Origin of the sequence: Snodgrassella alvi (assembly GCF_002777425.1) — a bacterium.
Lineage (GTDB): Bacteria > Pseudomonadota > Gammaproteobacteria > Burkholderiales > Neisseriaceae > Snodgrassella > Snodgrassella alvi_B.
The window spans coordinates 34,858-61,523 of the sequence record NZ_MDVC01000005.1 but is presented as its reverse complement, the minus strand read 5'-3'; the positions used below and the strand labels follow the sequence as shown (position 1 = coordinate 61,523).

The following is a 26,666-nucleotide window of genomic DNA, read 5'->3' as shown; positions in this document are numbered from 1 at the left end:
CTATAAATATAATAATTATAAAATAATCCAATAATGCTATATTTAGCATACAAATTAAATAACCCATTTTTTTCTAAATATATTTATACATATGGCATATATTATTATTAAGCTATATAAATGCCTTTCGCAACATGGGTAACAACTCATAACATATTGAAATAGCAACAAGAATCCAAACTAAAAAACCGGCTATTTCGGCCTGATTCCGTGGCTATTTTACAACAAAATCTATTTTTTCCTAAAAAAAATGAAAATAAAATTAACATAAATTGCAAATTAAAAAATTTACTTCAGCATGTGGTTAACTAATTCCATTCTGCTACACAAAATTTACACAAAATTAATTGCAAACCTGCCGGCCACACCCCCACCCACAGATAACAGCCATGCAGAGAGCCGGAGCTGCCAATTTGCGATTACCAGCAAAGAAAAAAAGAAAAGCCTGAAAAAAGCTTTCAGGCTTTATTAATAATGATTTTTATATAAAACTCATTGAGTAATGGCAAAAGGGTAACCACAAAAGATGCACACTTATTCGGTAACCCACTTTATTTGTTTAGTCAGGCCAGATAAATCAGCGCAGCAACGGTAGCGATTCAGTATTGATAAAATTGACTACATTATTTAAATCATTTTGTGGATTATCAACCATATCAGAATTTTTAGTATCCGCTGCTGTATCAGAATCTGCATCAGATGCTTCATCATCATACAGAGTAAATGATTCCGTCTTAGGTGCTGAAGATGGCACACCTATGTCTTTAATCAGCCGCTGATACTCGGGAGATTGTATCAACAACAGTTTAGCAGCCTTGCGCAAATTATTGACCTCACTATGAGCCAGATAAAACGTAGTCGGAATATGAATTACTTTTTCTCTCAATGGTGAAGGCGGCAAATCCAGCAAATTCACACTAATATAATAGACACGTGGCGCGTGCTCACCTCGGTTCTCGTTCCACCATTCAGCATATTTTTGAAACTGACGCTGTGTATCTTCCGAATACTTCTCAATCGGAATACTGGTTAATGCCCTGACTACATCTGTTGTACCCGGGACACTGGCACTACTGTCAATTTCATTTTTTCGCTGCGACTGTGCATTGACATTAATAATAATGATTTTATGAATGTTCGCCGATTCCAAACGGTCGTACAGGGTTTTATTACTATATAGTTCTGTCGTATCCAGCAGGCTGCGCAAGCCAAGATTATCAGTCAGTCCACCATCCAGCAAGTGAATATAAGGCCGTTTCTGGCTATCCTGATACTGTTTCAGATTGGCACGGTAAACCGCGCGCGTCTGAGCACGAAACGCTGTGGTACCAGTAGCATCCGCAGTATTGGTGTCCACCAGATCATTTGGCAGCTGATAGTGGCAGTTGCCGCCATTGTTATTCAGTGTTACCGGAGCAAATACCAACGGTACCGCGCTGGAAGCAGCCACTGCCCGTGCAATAGATACCTTGGTTAAATCCAGACAGAGCACATCAAAATATTCCTGAGTAAAATCCAGCCGGCTGCCCAGACTCATATCCGTGGCACTAATCACAACAAACGGCCCCTGACGTTTATTATTTAAATCGGCATAGGTAGCACCATGATATAAATGTAAATCTAGCTGCTCCTGCAACAAATCCCCGCGACCAAACTCAGGTGAAGCCAGCCGCGACCAGTTTGCCATCGAAAAAACCTGCCCGATAAGCATTTTCTGTAAATTCTGATTGAGAAAATTATGCTCAAATCTGGGAATCGTTTCTGCACCATGCAGGCCAAAATAAGTAGCCAGTACAGAACCGCCAGAAATGCCATAGGCCACATCCACTGTATCCAGCAAGCTGGTTTGCCGGCCGCCTATTTTCACCTGCTGCTGTTTCAGCGATTCAAGAACGCCATAGCCAAAGGCTGCTGCACGTGTGCCGCCACCAGAGAACATAACAATACCGATTACATCGTCACTTTTATGTGCATTATTGTTTAATAAAGCATTTTGCAGACGATAGCCCTTATTTTCATTAATATGATCAATCGTTGCCACCGGCTGATATTGCAAAGTAGCACAGGCATTCAATCCGAATACAATAATCAAAGTTAGCATTAGCCATATTGTGGATCGAGTAATACACAGCGGCATATATGGCTCCCAGACCAAAAAAAGCGTATTAAAATATTCCGTTCAATAATCAATAGTACTATTGATTATTGATTAAAGTGCCAGTGTAACATTGTCACCACTATTCAACCTTATCAGTCCTGCTTTGTAATTATATTATCAAACTATTAAATTACCGATGCAGTCCGGAAACCAAATCCGGTTGCGCGTATTGGCTATTCTGTCTCACTATCCTGCCAGCCGCCGCCAAGTGTCTTATACAGATTCACCAGATTACGCGCTTCTTCCAACCGTCCTTGAATCTGTTTGTCAGTCAGATCTTCCGTATTCAAGCGTGCGCGTAAACTGCGATCCAGTGTCATATTGCCAAAGCGAAACAGTTTCTCGGCTGCACTGGCCTGACTGGCTGCCTGCGTTTGCGCCTGATGCATTAACTGGGTTTGCTGGTACAGACTGAACTGCATCTGATAGGCATTATCTACTTCGGCCAGTGCCTGCAAAATCATATTATCATATTCGGCAATGGCTGCCTGTAGCTGTGCATCTGCTCTTTCGATATTGTGTTTAATCCGGCCGGCGGTGAATACCGGAATTGTCATACCGGCATCAAGCAAGCCACCAACATTTTTTAAATATGATGTGTTGTTATTTAAATGTATCTGGCCAGTTTGCCATAAAAAATTAAGTGAAAAGCGCGGTAGTCGATCTGCTTTAGCACTGGCTAGCCCAGCACTCATCGCTTTCACCACATTTTCCTGAGTACGTATATCCGGCCGCCGGGTAATGACATCTAATGGCAACTGCCCAGCAGGTGCAGAAGGCAAATGCTGAAAAATGTCCAGAGACGCAGGAGCAATCGTAAAGCCCTGCGGTGACTGGCCGGTTAATACCGCGATATTGCGCTGATACACATCTGCCTGAGCCTGATAAGTGGCAATCTGTGCCTGCATAGCGGCCAGTTTGGCGGCAATTTCCCTTACATCATAAGCCGTAGTCTGGCCAGCACGAAAACGGCCAACTGTATAGCGCTGCAATTCTTTGAGCGTAGCCACACTGTGTTCACCTACTTTCACACGCTGCTGCATGGCACGCATTTTCAGATAATTATCGGCAATCTCACTACTGAGCAGCATCTGAGCACCATGCCAGCGTTCTGTTTCGCTCAGACTCAGATAATGCATTTCATCAGCATCACTGCGCTTCTGGCCGAATATATCCGGTTCCCAGCTGGCAATGAAACCTGCCTGCACTGTATTGCCATGCAATCGGCTGCGATTGGCACCAAGAGGCGAACCAGTCGCCTGTAAATAATCCTTGGTATTACCGATTCCCGGCAGATCAAGGTCTTTGAGTGCATTGGCACCGTTGTAGCGGTGCAAGCCGCCACTGCTTTCTACCCCAGCCTGCGGGCTAAGATCAGACTCCGCTATAGCTGCACTGGCACGAGCTGAAAGCATATTCTCTTTCATCTTGGCCAGATTACGGTTATTTTTTAAACCCGTATTAATCAGATCATTCAATACCGGGTCTGGCCAGCTCTGCCACCAGCGGCTGATGTCTGCCGTACCGCGGGCAGTAGCATTGTGGTCAAACTGCTGTGGTACAGCCACGGTGGATTTCACCTGAATATCAGTTCTGCCACAGCCTGCCATTAATCCCATAGCCAGTAATACCGGCAACCATGTTTTATTCATCACCTTACTTCCCGAAAATCCGGCGCAATCATCATCAAGAATGCTGCGCCAGCATGCCACGAAAGCGCGACAAAGCCAAAGCCAGAAACAGCGCACCCATGATTGTCATCATCATTATTTTCGGCCAGACAATATCCAGCCCGGCATTGCGAAACAGCACATCCTGACTAAACTGAGTAAACTGGGTTTCTGGCGAAAACCAGGTTATATACTGAAAAAAAGCCGGCATGCTCTCCAGTGGCGATTCCGAGCCTGAAAGCAAACGCATCACCACATATATCGGCAAACACAGCAAACCGAATTGCGGCATGGTTGGTGCCAGCGTTGCAAACCAGATACCCAGCGAAGCCACAGAAAACAGATAAATCAACATACCCAGACTAAACAAAGACACCGAACCATTAATCGGAATACCCAGCCAGCCCTCAATCACCAACCACAGCGACAGCAGAGAAGCCACCGAAATCACCGCACCATTGGCAAAAATCTTGGCCATCACAATTTCACTGGGGTGTACCGGCATCACCAGCAACTGCTCAATCGTTCCGTGCTCACGCTCACGGATTACCGCTGCACCAACCAGAATAATTGCCAGTAAGGTCAGATTCGATATCACATTCATCGTAGCGATAAACCATGAAGATTCACCATTGGGATTAAACTGGATATTCAGCACCGGAGTCACCGGCGAATATTCAGCTGCCATCGGCTGGTGTAAAAACGAGCGTGTCTGTGCATCAATTATCTGGCTTAAATAATTAAAGCCAATCCCGGCCTGAGTTACCGAAGTGGCATCAGCCAGTACCTGAATAGTAGGCGAACGCCCTGCCACTACATCACGTTCAAAGTTAACCGGAATATCCAGCACAAACACATAATCGCCTTTATCCATGGCCGCATCAATTTCCTCGCGCTTTACCTCTACCGGCGGCTTGAAATATGGTTCTAGCAAAGAATCACGAATCCGGTAAGACAGCACACTGTGGTCGGCATCCATTACCGCCACAGAAGCATGTCGCACTTCCGTAGAAATACTGGTGGCTACAGAATATATGGCTACAGACAATACCACCACCATCAAAGCAATCAGTACTACATCGCTCAGCAGACTTTTTAGTTCTTTAATACTCAGTACCCACACATTTTTAAACCATTGCAGCATCTATACCTCCTGCTTTTTTAACAAGCAGCCGGCCAAAAATACATACACCAAACAGAATGCCAGCAATACCAGATAATAGTTAACGAAATCCAGAAAGCCCAAACCTTTGGTAAAACCGCCCAGACTGATTAACTGATACCATGCAGTGGGAAAACTCCAGCCAAACCAGTAATTCACACCAGTTAGCGTAGATAAGGGATAAAGTAGACCGGAAAAATTCAGCGCCGGAATCAGTGACAAGATAGCAGAACCAAAAATTGCGGCCACCTGTGACTTAACAAAACTGGAAATAAGTAAGCCAAAAGCGGTGGCAGCACAAATCAGCGCCAACGCCCCCAGACTCATGGCAAAGAAACTGCCACGTACCGGTACACCCAGTACCACTACCGCCAGCCACACCAGAATCAGATAGCTGATAAAGGAAACAAACACATAGGGTATCTGCTTGCCAATCAGAAACTGCCTTACCGAAGCCGGAGAAGTATACAGATTGGTAATTGAGCCGATTTCCCGCTCGCGTACCACACCCAGCGCCGTCATCATAACTGGTATCAGCATCATTGCCATCATAATCATACCGGGCGTTATCGCAAAAATACTTTTAAAATCCTGATTGTATACATAGCGCGGTGCAATCTGCGCATTAGGCGTGAGCGATACTGGCAAGCCTTTCTGAGCCCATTCAGCCGTAGCATAGCGGTTCAATATCACCAGAATAAAACTTTTAATATTCTCCGCCATAAACGGCATGGTACCATCTACATAAAACCCCACTTCCGGCTTATCACCACGCAGCAGATCGCGACCAAAATGGGGGGGAATATCAATAACCAGTCTGGCTCGCGAAATTTTCAGCGTTTGGTCAACTTCACTGGCATCATGCAGATTGCCGGTAAAGGTAAAATAGCGCGAACCATGAAAGTGTTCGATTAACGCACGGCTTTCCACCGTCTGATCACGATCCAATACTGCAAACTTTACATGCTCTACATCAAAAGACACTGACCACGCAGCCATCATCATTAAAACAACCGGCCCGAACAAAGCAAAAAACAAGCGAATTTTATCGCGTAGCAACTCCTTGCCTTCGCGTACAGCAAATGTCCATACCGTCCGTAGCCAGTAAGTAAGACTATTAACATTCATTGCCTTGCCAGCAGTTTGCGCCAGTTTGGTTTCCTGAGGCGGATTATGCTCGGCAGTTGCTGGCTGATTATCCTGATTTTTGTCTACCGCTTCTTGCAAATAATCAATAAATGCTGTTTCTAAATCATCTGTATTCTTATTGGCACACAACTCAGCAGGCGTACCAATAGCCAGTACCCGTCCCTGATGCATAAACGATATTCGGTCGCATCGTTCTGCCTCATTCATAAAATGTGTCGATACAAAGATAGTGGTACGATTATGCCTTGATAAATCAAGCAGATGATGCCAGAACATATCTCTGGCCACAGGGTCAACCCCTGATGTTGGTTCGTCTAGAATCAATACCTGCGGATGGTGCAGGCAGGCCGCAGCCAGTTGCAAACGTTGCCGGATACCCAAAGGCAGTTCACTGGGTTGGATATCAGCAAATTCAACCAGATCAAACTGCTGTAAAGACTGCTGAACCGAAGAACCAATCTGCGCCGCATCCATACGATATAGCCGAGCAGATAAAACCAGATTCTGCCGTACCGTTAATTCCTCATATAAAGAAAACGACTGCGACATATATCCAATCTTCATGCGCGTCGTCATATCATCGGCATCAACCGTGTGCCCAAGCAACTGGGCAGTACCCGAGCTGGCGTCCAGCAAACCAGTAAGCATTTTCATAGTTGTCGATTTACCGCAACCATTCGACCCCAGAAAGCCAAAAATTTCGCCACGCTCAATCGTAAAGCTTACATTATTTACCGCAACAAAATCCCCAAAACGCTTAGTTAAATCTTTCGCCTCAATAGCCGGTGGTGAATCCTTATCGGGTACAAATGGCGTTAGCTGTAAACTGCCGGCTTTATCCTGCTTCGACTCAGGCAGCATTTTCACATAAGCCTGTTCCAGCGTATCCGTATGCGTCTCTTCCAGAACCTGCTGCGTCGGTGCATTAACAATCAGGCGGCCTTCATCCATTGCCAGCAAATATTCAAAGCGCTTGGCTTCATCAAAATAGGCAGTGGCCACAATCACCGTCATATCCGGATTTTCCTGCCGCAATTGATCAATCAACTGCCAGAACTGCCGTCGTGATAACGGGTCAACCCCCGTAGTTGGCTCATCCAGAATCAGCAACTCAGGATTATGTACCAGCGCACAGCACAGGCTTAACTTCTGCTTCATCCCGCCAGACAGCTTACCAGCCGGCCGGTCGGCAAAAGGTGTCAGCCCCGTAGCCTGCAACAAACGCGCAATACGCTCATGCCGCATCGCGCCACGCAAACCGAATAAGCGCGCATGAAAATCAACATTTTCATTAACTGATAAAGTCGGATACAGATTCTGGCCAAGCCCCTGTGGCATAAATGCAATACGATGGCTTAGCAACTGACGGCTGTGCTTATCTGCCATGCTGTCACCAAATACCAGCACCTCGCCCTGCTGAATAATCTTTACACCAGCAATCAACGACAGCAAAGTCGATTTACCTACCCCGTCCGGCCCAATCAGGCCTACCGTAGCACAGCGCCGGATTTGCAGCGACACATCGCGCAACGCCACCGTCTGCCGGTATTGATGGGACACATGGCGTAAATCAACAGCCCAGTTTTCTCCTGTCGCAGCCTGCTCTTTGGCAGTACTCTCCATCTCAGGCACCTTTGGCTGATTGTTTCATACTGGGTAGATTAACCTGCCACTGCTGCGGCCATGCCTTACTGTTATCTAAACGGATATAGCCGTTACCCGTTAAGCCGCCTTTGAGCAAACCACTGTATTGCAACGCAATCTGTGGCGGAATTTTTAGCTTGACCTTATACATCAGCTTTTGCCGCTCGTTCAGCGTTTCTACAAACTTGGGCGTAAATTGGGCATTGGAATCAATAAAATCCACTTTTGCCGGCCAGACTGCATTCATCCCGTCCAGAATAATCCGTGCTTCATCCCCAAGCTTCAGCTTACCAATAGTATCCGTGGGCAAATATACCGACAACGTCACATCAGTTGGGTCTAGCAGCGACACCACCTTATAGCCTTCGCCCAGCACATTACCGGCTTCAGCAATACGATACTCAACCCGACCGGCTTTAGGCGCCCGAATCAGCATATCGTTGTTTGCAGAAGAAGTAGCATCAATTTGCGCCTGCGCCTGTTTCACCGCAGCCTGTGCCTCAGCGCGTGCCGCCTGCGCCGCTTTAACTTTAGCAATAGCCGCATCGCGGTCAGCCAGACGCCGGCGTAATTCTGGCGAAGATACCAGCTCATCTGATCTGAGCTGGCGCGTATTATCCAGATCCATCTGCGCAACTTTATGTGCCTGTTGCTGGGCAGCAATTTCCGCTTCTGCTTTAGCCACATTTTCCTGTGCACGCAGTTTATCCGCACGCGCAGCCGCCAGCTTGCTACTGGTCTGATCAGATGAAAGCTCAGCCAAAACCTGATTTTTGGCTACAATATCACCCTCATCCACTTTCATTTCCACTACTCGGCCAGAGTATAAAGTAGCTACATCCAGCCGTTTTAACTCCATGCGACCATTGCCACCAGCAAAACCATCCGGTAAAGCAGTATGACTGCGCATATTAATCCATACCGCCAGCCCAACCAACACCAGTACCACCAACACAAACAACAGTCTTCTTATTTTCATCTATCTATTCCTGATTATTGAACTGTTTTACTGGTTTCGCATCACGAAACACGCCGAATTTTACTCACGCAAGTTAACACATAAAATAAAGTCACATTTCATCAATAACAATAGTTTACTATCACTGTTGCACTCTTACCATAATAGCTGACACCCTAAACAGACAGGCTTAATTCTGATTCCTGCCAATCGCCACTTGTCAGCACCCTGATTTTTTCTGACAATCAAAACACTGCTTTCAAGGACTTCCGACATGATTATCGTAATGCAACGACAAGCAACAGCAACCCAGATCAACAACGTCATCACCTTTATCCGCCAGCGCGGATTGCATGAACACATATCGCACGGCGAAGAACGTACCATTATTGGCGCAGTTGGCGACGAAAGAGTATTTGAACCACGCGAGCTTGAAGCGCTCGCCGGCGTTGAAAAAGCATTGCGTATACTACAGGACTGGCGCATTATCAGCCGTGAAATCCAGCAGCAGGACACCATCATCACCGTACGCGGCCAACAATTCGGCGGCCAGCACTGTCATCGGGTAGCCAGCACCACCGGCTTACAATTTCCAGAAAATACCAACATATTTATCGACCCTTTCTACCAGACAGCTTCACCTTATACACCACCACAGCCAACTGGTACTAACATGCAACAACAAATAAAACAGGCACATCAGGCCAGTAAATCGGTCTGGTTACGTATCAGAGATGTGCGCCAGCTCGAACCTGCCTTACAAGCAGAAGCAGATATTATTTATCTGGGTGGAGAGCTGATGTCCAACCGTGCCCTGCTCAATGAAGTAGGCTGTCTAAATATCCCGGTGGTACTGTGCAAAGACAAACATCATCAGGTTGACGATTGGCTGATTGCTGCCGAACACATCGCCCTCAAAGGCAATCATCACCTGATGTTGGGTGAAGCCGGAACATTAAGCCTTGAACGCAATGCCCCATACAGGCTTGATGTAGAAGCCATTGTTAAGGCCAGACAAATTACCCATCTACCGATTGTTGCCAATATTTCCCATCTTGCCCATGCCTATATGAACAGTGCAACACTCATGCAACTGGCACAGGCAGCAGGTGCCCATATCATCATCTACTAACTGGACAATAAGTCTAAAATTTAATAATTAACAAAAACCTATAATTTCTTCAAATTTGGACAAATTAATCAAAATAAACAGTTTAATTTGTCCAAATTAAGCATTATATTGCTCATAACCAAAAAAATTCAGCATAAAATAAATTAAAAAGTACATAAAATCAGCACTTTTCTTAAAATTAGCGCTTGCTTAACACCCATACCTGATTTATCGTAAACACTCATTTAGCTAACCCAAACCTGCTAATCCGACTATCTGACGCAGAGCCAACAGTCCATCACAATAGGTATATTCGCGTACCCAAAATCGCTGTTTACATCTATTAAATCTTACCGGATGAAGATGCATTGACAACGTGTCAGTCGGACTACTAGAACATAAGAGGTTGATATGCAACTTTCAGGTGCACAAATACTCGTGCAGAGTCTCAAAGCCGAGAATGTAGAATATGTTTTCGGATATCCCGGCGGAGCAGTTCTCGAAATTTACGACGCCATCTTCCAGTTAAAAAAATTTCGCCACATACTGGTCAGACACGAACAGGCCGCAGTTCACGCTGCCGATGCCTATTCACGTGCCAGTAATGGTGAAAAAATCGGCGTAGCACTGGTCACATCCGGCCCGGGTGCCACTAATGCCATTACCGGTATTGCCACAGCCAATTCCGACTCAGTACCCCTCGTGGTTATTTCCGGTCAGGTTGGCACACCTGCCATTGGTTCCGATGCCTTTCAGGAAGTAGATACCGTTGGCATTTCCCGCCCCTGCGTGAAACATAATTTTCTGGTAACACACGTCAGCGAACTGGCCGAGACCGTAAAAAAAGCATTCCAGCTTGCCCGTACCGGCCGGCCCGGAGTAGTGGTTATCGATGTACCTAAAGATGTCACACAGGCAATGGCAAAATTCAGCTATCCACAGGAAGACATCAATATCCGCTCCTATCAGCCCGTTACCCACGGGCACACCGGCCAGATAAAAAAAGCAGCACAGGTAATGGCTGCGGCCAAACGCCCGATTATTCTGTTTGGTGGCGGCGTGATACTGGGCAATGCCAGCAATGTCCTCACTGACTTCATCCAGTCTACCGGCACACCCTGTGTATCCACCCTGATGGGATTGGGCGCATTCCCCAGCACCAATCGTCAGTTTCTGGGCATGGTAGGCATGCATGGCTGCTATGAAGGCAATCTGGCCTTGCAGAACGCAGATGTTGTACTGGCCGTGGGCGCACGCTTCGATGACCGCGTTGTCTCTGTACCAGACAAATTTACCGATGATGGCAAAAAAATCATCCATATCGATATCGACCCCTCCAGCATTGCCAAACGCGTTAAAGTAGATGTGCCGATTGTTGGCGATGTAAAAAACGTTCTTGCTGATTTACTCGCCCTGTGGCAGAAGCAGAATCTGGCTTTCAACAGCAATGCACTGGAAAGATGGTGGAAAACCATCGAAAACTGGCGCAGCTATAACAGCCTGTGGTTTGACAGCACAGGCGGATCCATCACGCCGCAACAGGTAATCCAGACATTAGCCAGACTTACCGGCAACAATGCCCTCATTACCTCCGATGTCGGCCAGCATCAGATGTTCACTGCGCAGTACTACCCGTTTCAGCGGCCGCGCCAGTGGCTCAATTCCGGCGGACTGGGCACCATGGGCGTAGGCCTGCCTTATGCCATGGGTGCCAAACTGGCCAGACCAGAGGAAGACGTATTCTGTATCACCGGTGAAGGTTCCATTCAAATGAACATTCAGGAACTGTCTACCTGTTACCAGTATCGCCTGCCCATCAAAGTAATCAACCTGAATAACGGCTTTCTCGGCATGGTTCGCCAGTGGCAGGAGCTGTACTACGAAAACCGCTACTCCGAAACCTATATGGAATCACTGCCCGACTTTGTCAAACTGGCCGAAGCCTACGGCCATATCGGTATCCGGGTTGAAAAAGCAGCCGACATAGAAGGTGCCCTGAAAGAAGCCATTGCCCTGAAAGACCGGCTGGTATTCATGGACTTCATTACCGACCGTACCCAGAATGTCTACCCGATGGTAGGCAATGGCAAAGGACTGGACGAAATGGTATTACCACCGCATATGAGTCCCCCCCCAACTACCGCAGGCAGTGACCGCGAACAGAATAGCCGGAGTGCATCATGAGACACATTTTATCTATTCTGATGGAAAACCAATCTGGTGCCATGAGCCGCATTGTTGGCCTGTTTTCAGCCCGTGCCTACAACATCGATTCTCTGTCGGTATCGCCCACAGAAGACAAAACCCTGTCACGCATGACAATCGTCACCAGCGGTAACGATCTGGTCATGGAGCAGATAACCAAACAGCTAAACAAACTGATTGAAGTCATCAAAGTAATCGACCTCAATGACAGCCAATACGTCGAACGCGAATTAATGCTGGTCAAGCTGCGCGCCACCGGCAAAGACCGCGATGAAGTACTGCGTCTGGCTGATATTTTCCGCGGCCACATCATCGATGTTACCGATAAAACCTACACCGTAGAAATCACCGGCACCAGCAACAAACTTGATGCCTTTCTGGATACCGTGGGCAAAACACTGATTCTGGAAACAGTTCGCACCGGTGCAGCCGGCATAGGCCGCGGTGAGCGCATGTTACGTATTTAATCAGACACGCTGACAAAATTACCGGCTTAAAGCCATACCCGAACACCAATTATAGAATCAAAGCATTAAACCAAAGGAATAACCATGCAAGTTTATTATGATAAAGACGCCGACCTGTCATTAATCAAAGGCAAAACCGTAGCCATTATTGGTTATGGCTCACAGGGTCATGCCCATGCTGCCAACCTGAAAGATTCAGGTGTAAACGTAATCGTAGGCTTACGCAAAAACGGTAACTCATGGCACAAAGCAGAAAATGCCGGCCATGACGTACGTGAAGTGGCCGAAGCCACCAAAGCGGCGGATGTAGTCATGATTCTTACCCCGGATGAATTTCAACCGGCAGTATATGTAAATGAAATTGCCCCCAACCTGAAAGACAATGCCACCCTAGCCTTTGCCCATGGCTTCAATATCCATTACAACCAGATTATTCCGGCTAAAAATCTCGACGTAGTCATGATTGCCCCCAAGGGCCCCGGTCACACCGTGCGCAGCGAATTTCTCAAAGGTGGCGGCGTACCCAGCCTGATTGCCGTACATCAGGATGCAACCGGTCGTGCCCGTGACATCGCCTTATCCTATGCAGCAGCCAACGGCGGTACCAAAGGCGGCGTTATCCAGACTACCTTCAAAGAAGAAACCGAAACCGACCTCTTCGGCGAACAGGCCGTATTGTGCGGCGGGCTGGTTGAATTAATCAAAACCGGTTTTGAAACACTGGTAGAAGCCGGCTATGCCCCCGAAATGGCTTACTTTGAATGCCTGCACGAAATGAAATTAATCGTAGACTTAATCTACGAAGGCGGCATTGCCAACATGAACTACTCCATTTCCAACAATGCAGAATACGGTGAATACTTCACCGGCCCGCAAGTAGTAAATGAACATTCACGTCAGGCAATGCGTGAAGCATTAAAACGCATTCAAAACGGCGACTATGCCAAATCCTTTATCGTGGAAGGTGCTACCAACTACCCGTCCATGACTGCCCGTCGCCGTCAGAATGCCGAGCATCCGATTGAAATTGTCGGTAACCAGCTACGCAGCATGATGCCATGGATTGCCAAAAACAAACTGGTTGATCAGGACAAAAACTAATTTAGCTGTCTAAGTCAGCTTGTACCCAAACAAAAAGCTTGTGTATGCATTTTCATATACAAGCTTTTTTCAACCCTGAATCCAAGAAAAATTATGACTAACACACCCGCATCGCAGCCCGAATCTGCACCTCAAATCACCCAAAATTCCCCTACTAAAGTTGCCGTTGCCAGTCTGGTAGGTACAGCCGTAGAATTTTACGACTTCTACATATACGGTCTGGCCGCCGCACTGGTACTGGATACCTTGTTTTTTGCAAACAAGGATCCGGCACTTGCCGTCATGCACTCATTTCTGACCTTCGGCATCGCCTTTATCGCCCGCCCCATTGGTGCAGCACTGTTCGGCCATTTCGGCGACAAAGTCGGCCGCAAAACCACCCTGATTGCATCCTTACTGATAATGGGCATCAGCACCACCCTGATTGGCTTTCTGCCAACCTACCAACAAGCTGGCATCTTTGCACCAATTTGCTTATGCATCCTGCGCTTCTGTCAGGGGCTTGGGCTGGGTGGCGAATGGGGCGGTGCCGCCTTACTGGCTACCGAAAACGCTCCCAAAGGTAAACGCGCCCTCTTCGCCATGTTCCCACAAATCGGGCCTCCTATCGGCTTTATTACCGCCAGCCTGATATTCATTATTCTGTCCAAAAGCCTGAGCAACGAACAAATGATGGCTTGGGGCTGGCGTATTCCCTTTCTGCTGAGCATAGTGCTAGTTGGCCTTGGCATGTATGTCCGCATGTCCATTATTGAAAGCAATGCCTTTCGCAGCATGGTTGCCAAACAGAATGCAGTAAAAGTGCCGCTGGCTGATACCGTCCGTAAGCATTACAAACAGCTTATCCTTGGTTCACTGGCGGCCATGTCATGCTTTACCCTGTTTTTTCTGTCTACTGTATTTTCCCTGCAATATGCTACCACACAGCATCCATGGCAAAGCGCAGCACTGTTCAACAAAATTGACTACCTATTCATCCTGATGGGTGCCATAGTATTTATGGCTTTAGGTTCGCCCGTCTCAGCATGGCTTTCCGATAAAATCGGCCGCCGTCCGATATTTTTAATCGGTGGCATCCTAACCGTAATAATCGGTTACTTCTACGGTGATTTAATCAATTGTGACAGTACTGCTGTTGCCGCCATATTTCTGTCCTTTTCCTTATTTGTTATGGGCATTCTATGGACACCACTAGCTGCCTTTTTACCGGAAATATTTCCTACTAACGTACGATATACTGGCGCAGCCATATCTTTCAGCTTCGGCGGCATCCTGGGTGGTTCACTCACACCCTTTACCGCCGCATGGCTAGTTAAAGAATACAGCTTACAGGGTACCGTGTATGTTGGCTGGTTTCTGATCGTTTCCTGCCTGCTTAGCATGCTCGCCGTCCTGCTACTACCCGAAACCCATCGACAGGAAATCGAAAACTAAAACAGATAAAAAACCGATTAACCCAATCGGTTTTTTATTTATTCCATCTATTCCCATCAGCTTTATTAGTAATCTGTCTCCATTGCCCATTCTTTCTGCTAAAATAGACACAAAAATACAACGTAACAGAAAACCAATATGAGCATTATCAACAATAAAAAAGCCTTTCACGATTACTTTATTGAAGAACAGATAGAAGCCGGCATCGTTCTGGAAGGCTGGGAAGTCAAAGCCATTCGTGCAGGCCGGGTGCAAATCAAGGAAAGCTATATCCAGTGGAAAAAAGGTGCCTTCTACTTAGTCGGCAGCCACATCACTGCATTGCCTACCGCCTCCGATCACGTCAAGCCCGATCCGGTACGCCAGCGGAAACTTCTACTGAATCAATCTCAAATCAACAAACTGATTGGCAAAGTAGAACGCAGTGGCTATACCCTCGTCCCCGTCAACATGCATTACAGCCATGGCTATGTCAAAATCGACATGGGCTTAGCCAAAGGTAAAAAACAGCACGACAAACGCCAGAGCAGCAAAGAAAAAGACTGGAACCGTGAAAAACAACGGCTAATAAAACAGGCTCGCTAACTCATGCCAAATCATAAAATATTAAAAAGGGAAATTGATATTTTTCAATTTCCCTTTTTAATAAAATTTAAATCCGATTGATAATCGCAATCCCATCCATTTGATCCATAAAATAAAAGCCATCAATAACTGCCAGAAAAGCCAAAACAAAAAAACAACTCAAAATAAATTAAAAAGTACATCATTACCTACTCATCCACCCCATACCACATTCCTGCAAATTTAACTAAACAGACACCTACTAAAATATGTTATATTTAAAACTTAAAAGTACAATATAACCATTGTTTTCAATAACAAAAAAGAGAAATTAGCGATGAAAAAAACTGCTTATCTTTTAGGGCTACTATTATTAAGCGGCTGTATAACAATCAACGGAGATTATCGCCTTACTGCCCAAGATGAAAATGGTAAAGATTTATTACCTAAAATGAAATTGCTGGCACATGGCACCGGCATCTACACCGTTAAAAATTCCCTATGTGCATCCTTTCCCAAAGCTACTATTCGTATTTACGACCTCCGCACCAACGAAGAGCTAAAAGGTGAAAGCCCGCGCAAATGCCGATAAATCCGGCTGCATTATCAATAAAATAATAGCATTTCCTCGTCAATAATTTATAGCTAGTTTTTATTGGAAAAAATAACATTCAGCAATAGCATGAGCTATCAACCCAAAGACTTAAAAATCATGCAGGAATGGCGATGTGATTCAATAGTTTACACAAGCATTTAGCTGTTTTTTTTGCCGGAGTGAATGCTTTAATATCCCTGCTTTGTGGGCTAGTAACCCAAACAAATAATGAAAATTCCAGCTTGGCAATATTTTTATTAGCGGCAATAGCTACTTATTTGCTATCTGTAATCAATCAACTTTATCAGAACAACTAACGGACCGAATGGAGAAGTTAACACCAATGAATTCTACATGACATCTACACCTAAACCCATCATTAACAAAAAAATTCATTTCTATATAGAGCCTGGCAAAAGCACTTTTAATAATACATTAAATAATGACTATCAGAACCGGCTTAGCAATATCCTGAAATTTCTGGCACAAAATCGAAAAAAGAAGCTGAATAAAAATCATAAAAGTATGCAACCCACAAAACAGCAAAACTAAATAACAGCAGCCATAAAACAAATACATTAATCATCTTATCCAGATAGATAGCCTATTTTTCACAATATTAGTTTTCCCCATACAGAGCACTTGCAGAAATAAAAACAGAAAAGTGTTAAAATAACTCGCTTCATACTCAAACACCTGTCAAGAGCCTAGCATGAATCAGGATAAAATCTTAATTCTCGATTTTGGTTCACAAGTAACCCAGCTCATCGCCCGGCGCGTACGTGAAGCTCATGTTTATTGTGAATTACATTCATTCGACATGCCCATTGCCGACATCAAGGCATTCGCCCCCAAAGGCATTATCCTGTCTGGCGGCCCCAATTCAGTATACGAATCAGACTATCAGGCCGATCCAGAAATCCTTAATCTGGGTATCCCCATTCTTGGCATCTGCTATGGCATGCAATGGCTGGCACACACCATGGGTGGTGAAGTCAGCGGTGGCGACCAGCGCGAATTCGGTTATGCTCAGGTACATACAGAAGACAGCCAGTTTACCAATGGTATTTTTGACAACCAGCCCAACACACTGGATGTATGGATGAGCCATGGCGACAAAGTAAGCAAACTGCCAGAAGGCTTCAAAAGCATTGGCCATACCCCTAGCTGCCCTTATGCCATCATCGAAAATCCACAAAAACACTTCTATGGCGTACAGTTTCACCCCGAAGTTACCCATACCAAACAAGGGCGCGAACTAATCAACCGCTTTGTACTGGACATCTGTCAGGCCAAACCAAGCTGGACAATGCCAAACTACATCGAAGAAGCCATTACCAAAATTCGCGAACAGGTAGGTAACGATGAAGTTATTCTGGGTCTTTCCGGTGGCGTGGATTCATCCGTAGCCGCAGCCCTGATTCACCGTGCCATCGGCGACCAGCTTACCTGCGTTTTCGTTGATCATGGCCTGTTGCGCTATCAGGAAGCGCAAATGGTTATGGACATGTTCGGCAAAAACCTTGGCGTAAACGTAATTCACGTCGATGCTTCTGTCGACTTCCTCGAAAAACTTGCCGGCGAAACCGACCCCGAACGCAAACGCAAAATCATCGGTGCCGAATTTGTTGAAGTTTTCCAGCGCGAAGCCGGCAAACGCCAAAACGCCAAATGGCTGGCACAAGGCACCATCTACCCTGATGTAATTGAAAGCGCCGGCGCCAAAACCAAAAAAGCGCATGCCATCAAAAGCCATCACAACGTAGGCGGCCTGCCGGAAACACTCAATCTGCAACTGCTGGAGCCACTGCGCGACCTCTTCAAAGACGAAGTGCGCGAACTAGGTGTAGCTCTGGGACTACCACGCGACATGGTATACCGTCATCCCTTCCCCGGCCCCGGTCTGGGCGTGCGTATTCTGGGCGAAGTTAAACGCGAGTATGCCGACTTACTGCGTCGTGCCGACCACATCTTTATCGAAGAATTGCGCAACACCTGTGATGAAGATGGCCTATCCTGGTACGACAAAACCAGTCAGGCATTTGCCGTTTTCCTGCCAGTAAAATCCGTAGGCGTCATGGGAGACGGCCGCACCTACGAATACGTAGTAGCCTTGCGTGCAGTTATTACCAGCGACTTCATGACTGCCCACTGGGCACACCTGCCGTACGATTTACTTGGCCGCGTTTCCAACCGCATCATCAACGAAGTCCGCGGCATCAACCGCGTGGTTTACGATGTCAGCGGCAAACCACCTGCTACCATTGAGTGGGAATAACAGCGCACACACCATATTAACGCAAACCAAAAAGCCTTGTTCACCACAGGGCTTTTTCTTTTTCAGCATCCTCTAGCCCCAAAACCCTGCTTATTCCTGCCACCAGCAATAAAAAAACACATTTTTCAGAAAAACAACAGCAATACTTTCATACTAAATCTGATTTCCAACTACAAGCAAATTGCATCATCTATCATTTTTCACTAACTTATCTTCGCCATCTAAAGCCAGCATTTACTTCACTCCCCAAGCAAATTTCAGTACATATCATCCTTAAAAAGTCACCAAACCATGCTTTTCAGGCATTAATTGCCATAAAGTATAAGTATTTTACATAGAAATTTTAGCTACTTATACTTTTCAAAACAGCATGAAAGTATCAATCAGTCAATAAAACATCCACAAAAAACATAGTAAATACCTACACAACTCTAAAAAATGAATACCACATCAATTGTGCAAACCAGATAACGGAGACTCAGCAACAATGCAGCAGCAAACCCATCAGCCACCAGCAACAGCACACTGGTCTGCCGTTTTCTCATTATTTATGGGCGTTACCAGCCTCATCAGCGCCGAATTTGTCCCGATTAGCCTGCTTACACCAATAGCCAAATCCCTGAACATCACTGAAGGCATGGCAGGGCAAACTGTTACCGCTGTAGGTATTTTTGCCGTAATAGCCAGCCTCTTCCTTTCATCAGTAGCCCAAACCACCAACAGGCGCACAGTCTTATTAATCATGTCTGCCATGTTAATAGCAGCAAATACATTAATTGCCTTTGCCCCAAACTATATTCTATTGCTTAGCGGACGTTGCCTATTAGGACTGTGTGTCGGCAGCTTCTGGTCACTAGCATCCGCCGTAACCATACAACTGGTACCAGAAAAAGAGGTTTCGCGTGCACTCAGCATTGTCTACGCCGGCGTATCCGTGGCCACCATCATTTCCCTGCCATTGGCCAGTTATCTGGGCAACATCATCGGCTGGAGAAGCATCTTCCTGCTCACCGCACTTTTAGGCCTTGCCGCATTTATCTGGCAATTCTTCTCCTTACCCTCCCTACCGGCGCAAGCAGATAGCAACTTCAAACAAATGCTCTTACTCTTAAAACAGCCATGGGTAGCCACCGGAATACTGGCCACCATATTCAGCTATGGCGGATATCATATTTTCTTCACCTACTTAAGACCTTTTCTGCAACATACCCTTGCCCTGCCAGCTAATACCTTATCCATACTGTTATTGATTTTCGGCATCGGCAATTTTGCCGGCACCATTATCGCCGGATGGATAATGCATAAACACTTTAAACCAAGCATGATAATCAGCCACATCATTTTATTTATTCTGGCCGTCACATTACTATTCAGCCATAACAATCCGGCCACCGATTCAGCACTTATTGTTGCATGGGGTTTCATGTTTGGTTTTCTGCCTGTCGGCTGGTCAACATGGATAGCCATTACATTGGCCAACAAAGCCGAAATGATGGGCGGCCTGTCTGTGGCAGCCATACAATTTGCCATCGGCTTAGCTGCGGCCGTAGGCGGCATCATCTATGACCATCAGGGCATAGCGGGAATTTTCTTAAGTTCCGCATTAATTTTTATCGTAGCACTACTACTCATGAAAACCAGCTTTGCACTATATACCCGCACAACAGCTAAACCCTTTTCATAAATTATTCTTCACCAGATTCAACAAAGAGACTTCCCAATCATGCAAAACATCAGTCTTTATCTCAAAAAGAAAATTTTTATAACCATATGTCTCAGTTTTTTCGGACTGTTTCCCCCACTATCAATCGGAGCCAATATGTCAAACAACGCAGATAACTTTTATCAAAGCAAACAAATAACCATGCAGAAAGTCAACTTTCTCAATCAGTATAAAATGAAAGTGGCTGGCAACCTGTTTACACCGAAAACATTAGCAGCAAACACAAAATACCCAGCCATCATTGTCGGCCATCCCATGGGCGCAGTAAAAGAACAAAGCGCCAATTTATACGCCACCAAAATGGCCGAACAGGGCTTTGTCACACTGGCAATCGACTTATCATACTGGGGTGAAAGCGAAGGACAACCACGCAATGCCGTATTGCCCGACGTGTACAGCGAGGATTTCAGTGCCGCTGTAGATTTTTTAGGTACCCAGCCTTTTGTAGACCGCAACAACATAGGCGTAATCGGCATTTGTGGCAGTGGCAGTTTTGCCATCAGCGCCGCCAAAATCGACCCGCGTTTCAAAGCCATCGCCACAGTCAGCATGTACGACATGGGTGCCGCAAGTCGCAATGGCCTCAATCATTCACTCACCCTGCAACAGAGAAAACAAATTCTTCAGCAAGCAGCAGAACAGCGTTACATAGAATTTACCGGCGGTAAAACTTTATATACCGGTGGCACCATCAATAAAGGGCAAATTACCGCCAAAGACAGCCCAATTGCACATGAATTTTATGATTTTTACCGCACCGCGCGTGGCGAATTTACCCCGGCTGGCTCTCAACCTGAATTAACCACTCATCCCACCTTGACCAGCAACCCCAAATTCATGAACTTCTACCCCTTCAACGACATAGAAACCATATCTCCGCGACCATTATTATTTATCACCGGTGATAAAGCCCATTCCAAAGAATTCAGCGAAGATGCTTACCGTCGTGCAGCCGAGCCTAAAGAACTTTACTATGTCAAAAATGCGGGACACGTTGATCTGTACGACCGCGTCAACCTGATTCCATTTGACAAATTGGTTTCATTCTTTAAGGCAAATCTGCATTAACACCACAGCATGACAAAAAAACATAACATCAATGTTTAAAAATATCTCTTCCTACCTGCACCATAAGCTTAGCTTATGCGTGCAGGTATAGCCTTACAAAAACTAAGCGCAGATTCCACCACTAAACACAAAAACTTGCCTTCAAGCGTTGCAAAAACAGAGCAGAAACCCGCGAAAATAACTGATATCTTTTCCAGACAACATTCACATCAACTTCCAGCAGCGGCTCCAGTGGCCTGAAACAAAACATACTTTCCCCAGTCGTATTAATAAGCTTGTCCAGACACAGCGCATAGCCCACATTCTGTTCCACCAGCAACGCCGCATTAAAAATCAGATTATACGTAGCAACCACATCAAGCTTGTCATAATCCCTTTTTATCCATCTGGCTATACTATCACTCACATACTTCTGTCTCGACATAATCAGCGGCAGGTTCCATAAATCTTCCGGCCGGATAAACTCACGCTCAGCCAGTTCATCATCCTTTCTCATCAATACCCCCCATCTATCTTTCTGCGGCAGACACAAAGATTCATAATTCTCCAGATAAGCAGGATCAATCAACACCCCGAAATCAAGTAAGCCCTTATCAATCCGTTCCGTCACATCATTCGCATTACCACTGTAAATATGAATACGAATATGCGGATAATCCAACTGCATCGCCTTAATCACCTTTACTACCGGCCTTAAAGCATCTGTTTCACCACAGCCAATATAAATATCACCACTAAGCGTTTTATCAGACTTATGAAATTCAGCTTCAGTTTTGTGCACCAGCTCAAGAATTTCCTCAGCACGCTGGCGCAAATGCATGCCGTCTTCAGTCAGCATAATTTTCCGGCTGCCACGGATAAACAGCTTACGCCCCAGCTCCTCTTCCAGCTCCATAAGCTGGCGCGACAGCGTTGGCTGAGTAATATGCAAATAATCGGCCGCAGCAGTCACACTTTCCTGTTTAGCCAGCGCCAGAAAATAGCGTAAAATCTTAATATCCACCCGTTCACCCCTCCTAACTCCATGACCAAATTACCCTCTAAGCAGAATATTTATTTCTTTTAAACCATCATTTAACTGGCCATCAATCCTATCTATAAAATCAGACTGCCACAAAATATTATTGCAAGCACATCAGCTTAAAATCAAACCCGACTATCCTAACAAAATTATCCAGCAAAGCCATTGCTCATTTTCTATCAATAATTTACCAAAAAAATCAGCCACACCCCTTATTCTTCGCAAATAAACAAAGTCAGCACAGATAACCAGCCAGAGAGATTAATTACAGCCAATATCATTACGCACACAAACCAGATTTTAGTTAAAGCAATAAAATGCGTTAATACCTCCATCCCGATACTAGCTTCAACAGCACAACTATGCATAGATATCCTACTGGCTGTCAGGCAGCAGAATTTCTGATGACTATTTTTTCTAACCATTGTGCTGCTGGCAGGTACTCATGCGTCTCAGACCAGCCAACAAAATCAGCCTCCTTAAACTTAGCATCTTCCCTGCCCGCCGGTTTGCCTTGCAGATAGCTTGAGCAGCATACAGACCAAATCCAAGTACGCCTAAGCACCAGATATTGATATTATCCCGTACATAATATACTGCATAATTCTTAATTAAATCAGCAGCGCCATAGACGGATGCTTATTCTTTTACTACTGAGCTATTGCCGCAATTATTCAGGCTTTTGCCCTGCCCGCCATGCGGCACTGCCTGATTGGGACAAAAGCAAGTCTGCAACGGTTATTCACCTTAAACACTTAATTCGTATATATGATTGCTTCTGCGGCCATCATCGCTCACTTTGCTACCTTACTCATATAGAAATTTTCTGGCCAAACAAATAGCCATTTCTACCAATCAGATTGCCATTTATCTGTTGGCATTCGTAGCCGCGAGTGTGATTGGCAATCTGTTAATCAATGCACACAAATTTCAAAATAAACCCACTCTAAATCAATATAATCTTTGACAAAAAAATAACTTATTGTTTTAAAGTTAAATCACGTAAGCATAAATCAATATCTAGCTAAGCGGAAAGTTTAAAACGGATATTATTTCAATAATCAAATTTTTAATATTAATATTTTCTTTGAGTTGTATCCGTGAATTTTTCTTACAACAATTTATTCCGTCTGAAGACGATATGAAAAAAATTGCAGAGTATTTAGTAACAACCAGAAAAGAGCTTAATGACAAAAATGCCAACCTCAAGGAAAGAAAGCTGGCATTAATGTCAGTACCCTATTTAAAGTATCTGGATTTAAGCCAAATAGATTTTTGGGAAGAAAATTATAGTGATGATATAGAGCTTTTATTCAATCTTTATGTGGCGCAAGGAGTTCACCATAAAGGCCTCAGACGAGTTATATGGAATAAAAACGATTTAAATTATTGTTATCATAATCCCTTTTCACTGAAAAACAAAAGCAAGAAAAAAAATTTACGGCTAAAAAGACTTATGAGCAGCACAGCACGGTCAATTATTTTTATATTCATTCTGGCCATATTGCTATCACTAATGCTATCTATTTTGAGTTCAAGTATCGGTTCAGCAATATTTTCTTATGCTTTTGGTACCATGATTGGAATCGATCTGATTTTTATCAGCTTAATCCTGTATCGTAATCGAATTGTTATGGATGCCACTGAAAAAATCATTAATCAATATCCAGATTTAATAAAAGGATTAGCTCTGGAGCAGAAATAAATTGATAATAAACCATCAATTAAAATATTTAAGCCCATCACCAATAAGCCGCTCTTATTGAGCGGCTTATTTATCATTTCAGATATTAATCCTGAAATTTTTTCTTAATCGAATCAACAGCGCCATCTATCGCATTAGATACATCATGAACGGCGTCTTTTACACCACCAACAGCCTTATCCACCATACCCTCAGACTGGGTTTTAGTATCACCAACTACCTTACCAACATTTTCTTTTACTTCGCCTTTGGCTTTATCAACGAATCCATTATCACTCATAACCATCTCCATTCTGTCTGTTTACTGTTTACAACAGCATTAAATTAAACTACTGCTAAATTCTTATCCTTCAAAAACTTATCATAGAGAGACAATCATCCGTCTGCAATGGCTAAAGCCCACTTTTGCAGCTAATTACAAATATCATAGCAAAACAAGCAAATCATAGAATTAATTAACTTAAACAGATACTTATGTATATAACTACATATTAGTAATCGCCACGCTACAGTGTTTTATCTCAGGCAAGATAAAATCTGCTATCTCAACAATTGTCATATGCTGTTTTATTTAAGACAGTTTTTAAATATAATTATTCGTTAAATTTAAACAAGATAAGTCAATAACCTAAAGTACAGTAACAAAAACCTGAAACCCGCTAAAACAGGATTAGTAATGGAAAATGAAATATTGATGCGTTAATTAAGCAATACCGTCAAGTTACACGTAATGATGGAAATAAAAATATGCAAATGCTCAATTTGAATTAGGGTTTATATATAAAAAACTGGAATGGCAACACATATTCAAGCAACAAAATTATGGGGTACCATTTGTCAAATTCTACCGGAGGCAAATTAAATAAGTAACATTTTTGTGTTGATTTCAGAAACCAGTATTTGGCTATCTCCTATTTTCTAACTCATGCTTCAATTTTAACAATTGGTTATTTACCTTTTCAGATAGAATTTTGTAATCTTCAGTTACTTGCTCTTGGCTTTTATTGGCCAAAAAAAATAAATTTTCTGAAATTGATTTGAGCAACATAACCAATTGATTACGATTATCAATCCTATTATTATTAGACCATCTATCAATAGCCTTTTCTGTCAAACTTAATAAAGGTTCAAAAAAAAGTCCCGATCCGTTTACTATTTTTAACGCTTTTCTCTGAGCTGTTATTCTATTGTTAAACTCATTCATAACAATCACTTTGCTAGCATGCTAATTTTTTCTTTCATCCAAAATTCAATTTTATTTAATTCTTGCTTTGCTTTTCCAATTTCATAATTACTTAGAAGTTCACCTAAGCCTCTTGTGCAAAGTATTCTAGCTCGTTCAAGTAATTCATAAATATAATCGTCAATGGGTATGCTGTGAACCCCTAAATTACGAGCGGAATTTCGCGAAAAGTCAGGTTTTACATTAATGTGTAAAGTGTAACATGTTGCAAAATTTCTTACTGCTAGAAATATTGACGATAAATCAAATATTTCAGTAAGATTTGACTTTTCAATTGAATTTTTAGCGGATAAAAATATTTCATGAAATTTCTTACAATCAGATAAACCTGAATTATAAATATTTGGTTCCCTTAAGTTTCGTAAATAGTCAGAACTATCTGATGAATAGATTAGTCTAGACTCTAAAAAAAGATGCCAAGCAAAGGGGTTTCCTTGTTCCCAAAGTTCATTTATCCGCGCATATGTATAAATAGAATAATTTTTAGGATTAAAGCTATGATTTCTGCCATTAACGATAGCAAGTAGATCTATATCGGAAAATAAATCGACCTCACCTCGGCAAATGGATCCGAATGCATAGATATGCATACTCACCGCCTATTAAAACGCTTAATTAATATAGACATAAAGAAACCAAACATAATCAATCTAATAAGAAAAATAGCGGACAAATATAACTTTGGATATGTGGAAGGTTTGTCTATTCCTAAAAACAATTGTGGTGAGATAAGCAATGCTTCGAAATATGATTTGACTAGTGTTGGATCACCAAAGCCAATATTATGAATTAAAGAAATAATGAATAGAACCACTAGAACAGCTCGACATAATTTCCACGCAGATTCACCATTTCCCCATATTATATCCAATAACTTAAATTCTAACCACTCACTAAATACCTTGAAACGTTTAATTCCCTGATATTTATTCCTATAGTAAGACTCTTTAGAGCTCCATGCCTTGTGAAGATGTTCTCCAGTGGCCTGCAATTCTATGCTCATTGCTTTGTTAGCAGATTTAGAGTCGCCTATTTGCTGATAATTTAATCGTAAAGAACGTGCAAATTTAAGTTTTAAATTCTCTGGTCCAGGACAGCCTACTTCGAGTATATCATTATCAATTTGAGTTTTCTCAAAAATAGCATAATTAAAATTGCAACCCTCAAAGCTTGTACCTACTAGATTACAACTGAGAAATTTACAACCAGTAAAATTACAATCCCGAAAACTACAATTTCTTATGTAAGCTGCGTCAAAAATACAATATCTAAAATCCACATTTTTAAACTCAATTCTCAACGCAACTAATCTTTCAAACAATTTATTAGTAAAATCTTCATCGCATACCGAATTATCAAATTTTTTGTCTGACAGCTTTTCTCTACCACTATTCTTCATAATTCTATGTT

Annotated in this window: 21 protein-coding genes; 11 read left to right on the top strand and 10 right to left on the bottom strand. The window is 43.8% G+C overall.

The genetic code is table 11. From position 1 onward, the window contains the following. Positions 1-577: 577 nt before the first annotated feature. From BGI33_RS02115 to BGI33_RS02095, 5 genes are all read right to left on the bottom strand, one after another. A complete protein-coding gene (locus tag BGI33_RS02115) occupies positions 578-2,101 on the bottom strand; it encodes a patatin-like phospholipase family protein (protein WP_373885120.1) in 1,524 nt (507 codons plus the stop codon). Positions 2,102-2,331: 230 nt separating this feature from the next. Then, positions 2,332-3,810: an efflux transporter outer membrane subunit gene (locus tag BGI33_RS02110; protein ID WP_100089741.1), complete on the bottom strand. Its 1,479-nt coding sequence runs from the start codon at positions 3,808-3,810 to the stop codon at positions 2,332-2,334. Positions 3,811-3,844: 34 nt separating this feature from the next. Then, the gene (locus tag BGI33_RS02105; RefSeq protein WP_100089740.1) at positions 3,845-4,972 is read right to left on the bottom strand and encodes an ABC transporter permease; all 1,128 of its coding nucleotides are present in this window, start codon (positions 4,970-4,972) and stop codon (positions 3,845-3,847) included. Further along, positions 4,973-7,762: a ribosome-associated ATPase/putative transporter RbbA gene (gene rbbA, locus BGI33_RS02100; RefSeq protein ID WP_100089739.1), complete on the bottom strand. Its 2,790-nt coding sequence runs from the start codon at positions 7,760-7,762 to the stop codon at positions 4,973-4,975. Between the two features lies 1 nt (position 7,763). Beyond that, positions 7,764-8,762 (bottom strand): HlyD family secretion protein, encoded by a 999-nt coding sequence (locus BGI33_RS02095; protein ID WP_100089738.1) that lies wholly within the window; start codon positions 8,760-8,762, stop codon positions 7,764-7,766. Between the two features lie 253 nt (positions 8,763-9,015). Between BGI33_RS02095 and BGI33_RS02090 the strand changes: the two genes are divergently transcribed. From BGI33_RS02090 to BGI33_RS02040, 10 genes are all read left to right on the top strand, one after another. Next, positions 9,016-9,873 (top strand): chorismate mutase, encoded by an 858-nt coding sequence (locus BGI33_RS02090; RefSeq protein WP_100089737.1) that lies wholly within the window; start codon positions 9,016-9,018, stop codon positions 9,871-9,873. Positions 9,874-10,263: 390 nt separating this feature from the next. Continuing rightward, positions 10,264-12,036, top strand: a complete 1,773-nt coding sequence (gene ilvB, locus BGI33_RS02085; RefSeq protein WP_100089736.1) for a biosynthetic-type acetolactate synthase large subunit — start codon at positions 10,264-10,266, stop codon at positions 12,034-12,036. Beyond that, a complete protein-coding gene (gene ilvN / locus BGI33_RS02080) occupies positions 12,033-12,524 on the top strand; it encodes an acetolactate synthase small subunit (RefSeq protein WP_100089735.1) in 492 nt (163 codons plus the stop codon). Before ilvB ends, ilvN begins: the two co-directional genes overlap by 4 nt. Before the next feature lie 84 nt (positions 12,525-12,608). Further along, positions 12,609-13,625 (top strand): ketol-acid reductoisomerase, encoded by a 1,017-nt coding sequence (gene ilvC / locus BGI33_RS02075; protein WP_100089734.1) that lies wholly within the window; start codon positions 12,609-12,611, stop codon positions 13,623-13,625. A 93-nt stretch (positions 13,626-13,718) separates the two neighbouring features. After that, the gene (locus BGI33_RS02070) at positions 13,719-15,059 is read left to right on the top strand and encodes an MFS transporter (RefSeq protein WP_100089733.1); all 1,341 of its coding nucleotides are present in this window, start codon (positions 13,719-13,721) and stop codon (positions 15,057-15,059) included. Positions 15,060-15,197: 138 nt separating this feature from the next. Further along, positions 15,198-15,644 carry an SsrA-binding protein SmpB gene (smpB, locus tag BGI33_RS02065; RefSeq protein ID WP_100089732.1) on the top strand — a complete coding sequence of 149 codons (447 nt, stop codon included), beginning with the start codon at positions 15,198-15,200 and terminating at the stop codon, positions 15,642-15,644. A 316-nt stretch (positions 15,645-15,960) separates the two neighbouring features. Then, positions 15,961-16,215 (top strand): hypothetical protein, encoded by a 255-nt coding sequence (locus BGI33_RS02060; RefSeq protein ID WP_100089731.1) that lies wholly within the window; start codon positions 15,961-15,963, stop codon positions 16,213-16,215. A 715-nt stretch (positions 16,216-16,930) separates the two neighbouring features. Then, positions 16,931-18,496, top strand: a complete 1,566-nt coding sequence (gene guaA / locus BGI33_RS02050) for a glutamine-hydrolyzing GMP synthase (protein WP_100089729.1) — start codon at positions 16,931-16,933, stop codon at positions 18,494-18,496. Positions 18,497-18,983: 487 nt separating this feature from the next. After that, positions 18,984-20,180, top strand: coding sequence for an MFS transporter (locus tag BGI33_RS02045; RefSeq protein WP_100089728.1), 1,197 nt, complete (start codon positions 18,984-18,986; stop codon positions 20,178-20,180). 135 nt (positions 20,181-20,315) lie between these two features. Continuing rightward, the gene (locus tag BGI33_RS02040; RefSeq protein ID WP_218965102.1) at positions 20,316-21,287 is read left to right on the top strand and encodes an alpha/beta hydrolase; all 972 of its coding nucleotides are present in this window, start codon (positions 20,316-20,318) and stop codon (positions 21,285-21,287) included. Between the two features lie 121 nt (positions 21,288-21,408). On the opposite strand, the gene BGI33_RS02035 is transcribed toward BGI33_RS02040, so the two are convergent. Next, positions 21,409-22,290, bottom strand: a complete 882-nt coding sequence (locus BGI33_RS02035; protein ID WP_100089726.1) for a LysR family transcriptional regulator — start codon at positions 22,288-22,290, stop codon at positions 21,409-21,411. A gap of 1,159 nt (positions 22,291-23,449) precedes the next feature. Here BGI33_RS02035 and BGI33_RS02030 point away from each other — a divergent pair. Then, a complete protein-coding gene (locus BGI33_RS02030) occupies positions 23,450-24,013 on the top strand; it encodes a hypothetical protein (RefSeq protein ID WP_100089725.1) in 564 nt (187 codons plus the stop codon). Positions 24,014-24,098: 85 nt separating this feature from the next. Here the strand turns inward: BGI33_RS02030 and BGI33_RS02025 are convergent, their stop codons facing one another. The 4 genes from BGI33_RS02025 to BGI33_RS02010 form a co-directional block, all read right to left on the bottom strand. Beyond that, positions 24,099-24,293 (bottom strand): CsbD family protein, encoded by a 195-nt coding sequence (locus BGI33_RS02025; RefSeq protein WP_100089724.1) that lies wholly within the window; start codon positions 24,291-24,293, stop codon positions 24,099-24,101. 624 nt (positions 24,294-24,917) lie between these two features. Next, the gene (locus BGI33_RS02020; protein WP_100089723.1) at positions 24,918-25,217 is read right to left on the bottom strand and encodes a hypothetical protein; all 300 of its coding nucleotides are present in this window, start codon (positions 25,215-25,217) and stop codon (positions 24,918-24,920) included. 5 nt (positions 25,218-25,222) lie between these two features. After that, a complete protein-coding gene (locus tag BGI33_RS02015) occupies positions 25,223-25,846 on the bottom strand; it encodes a nucleotidyltransferase domain-containing protein (RefSeq protein ID WP_100089722.1) in 624 nt (207 codons plus the stop codon). Positions 25,847-25,848: 2 nt separating this feature from the next. After that, positions 25,849-26,655 (bottom strand): pentapeptide repeat-containing protein, encoded by an 807-nt coding sequence (locus tag BGI33_RS02010; protein WP_218965101.1) that lies wholly within the window; start codon positions 26,653-26,655, stop codon positions 25,849-25,851. Positions 26,656-26,666 lie beyond the last annotated feature (11 nt).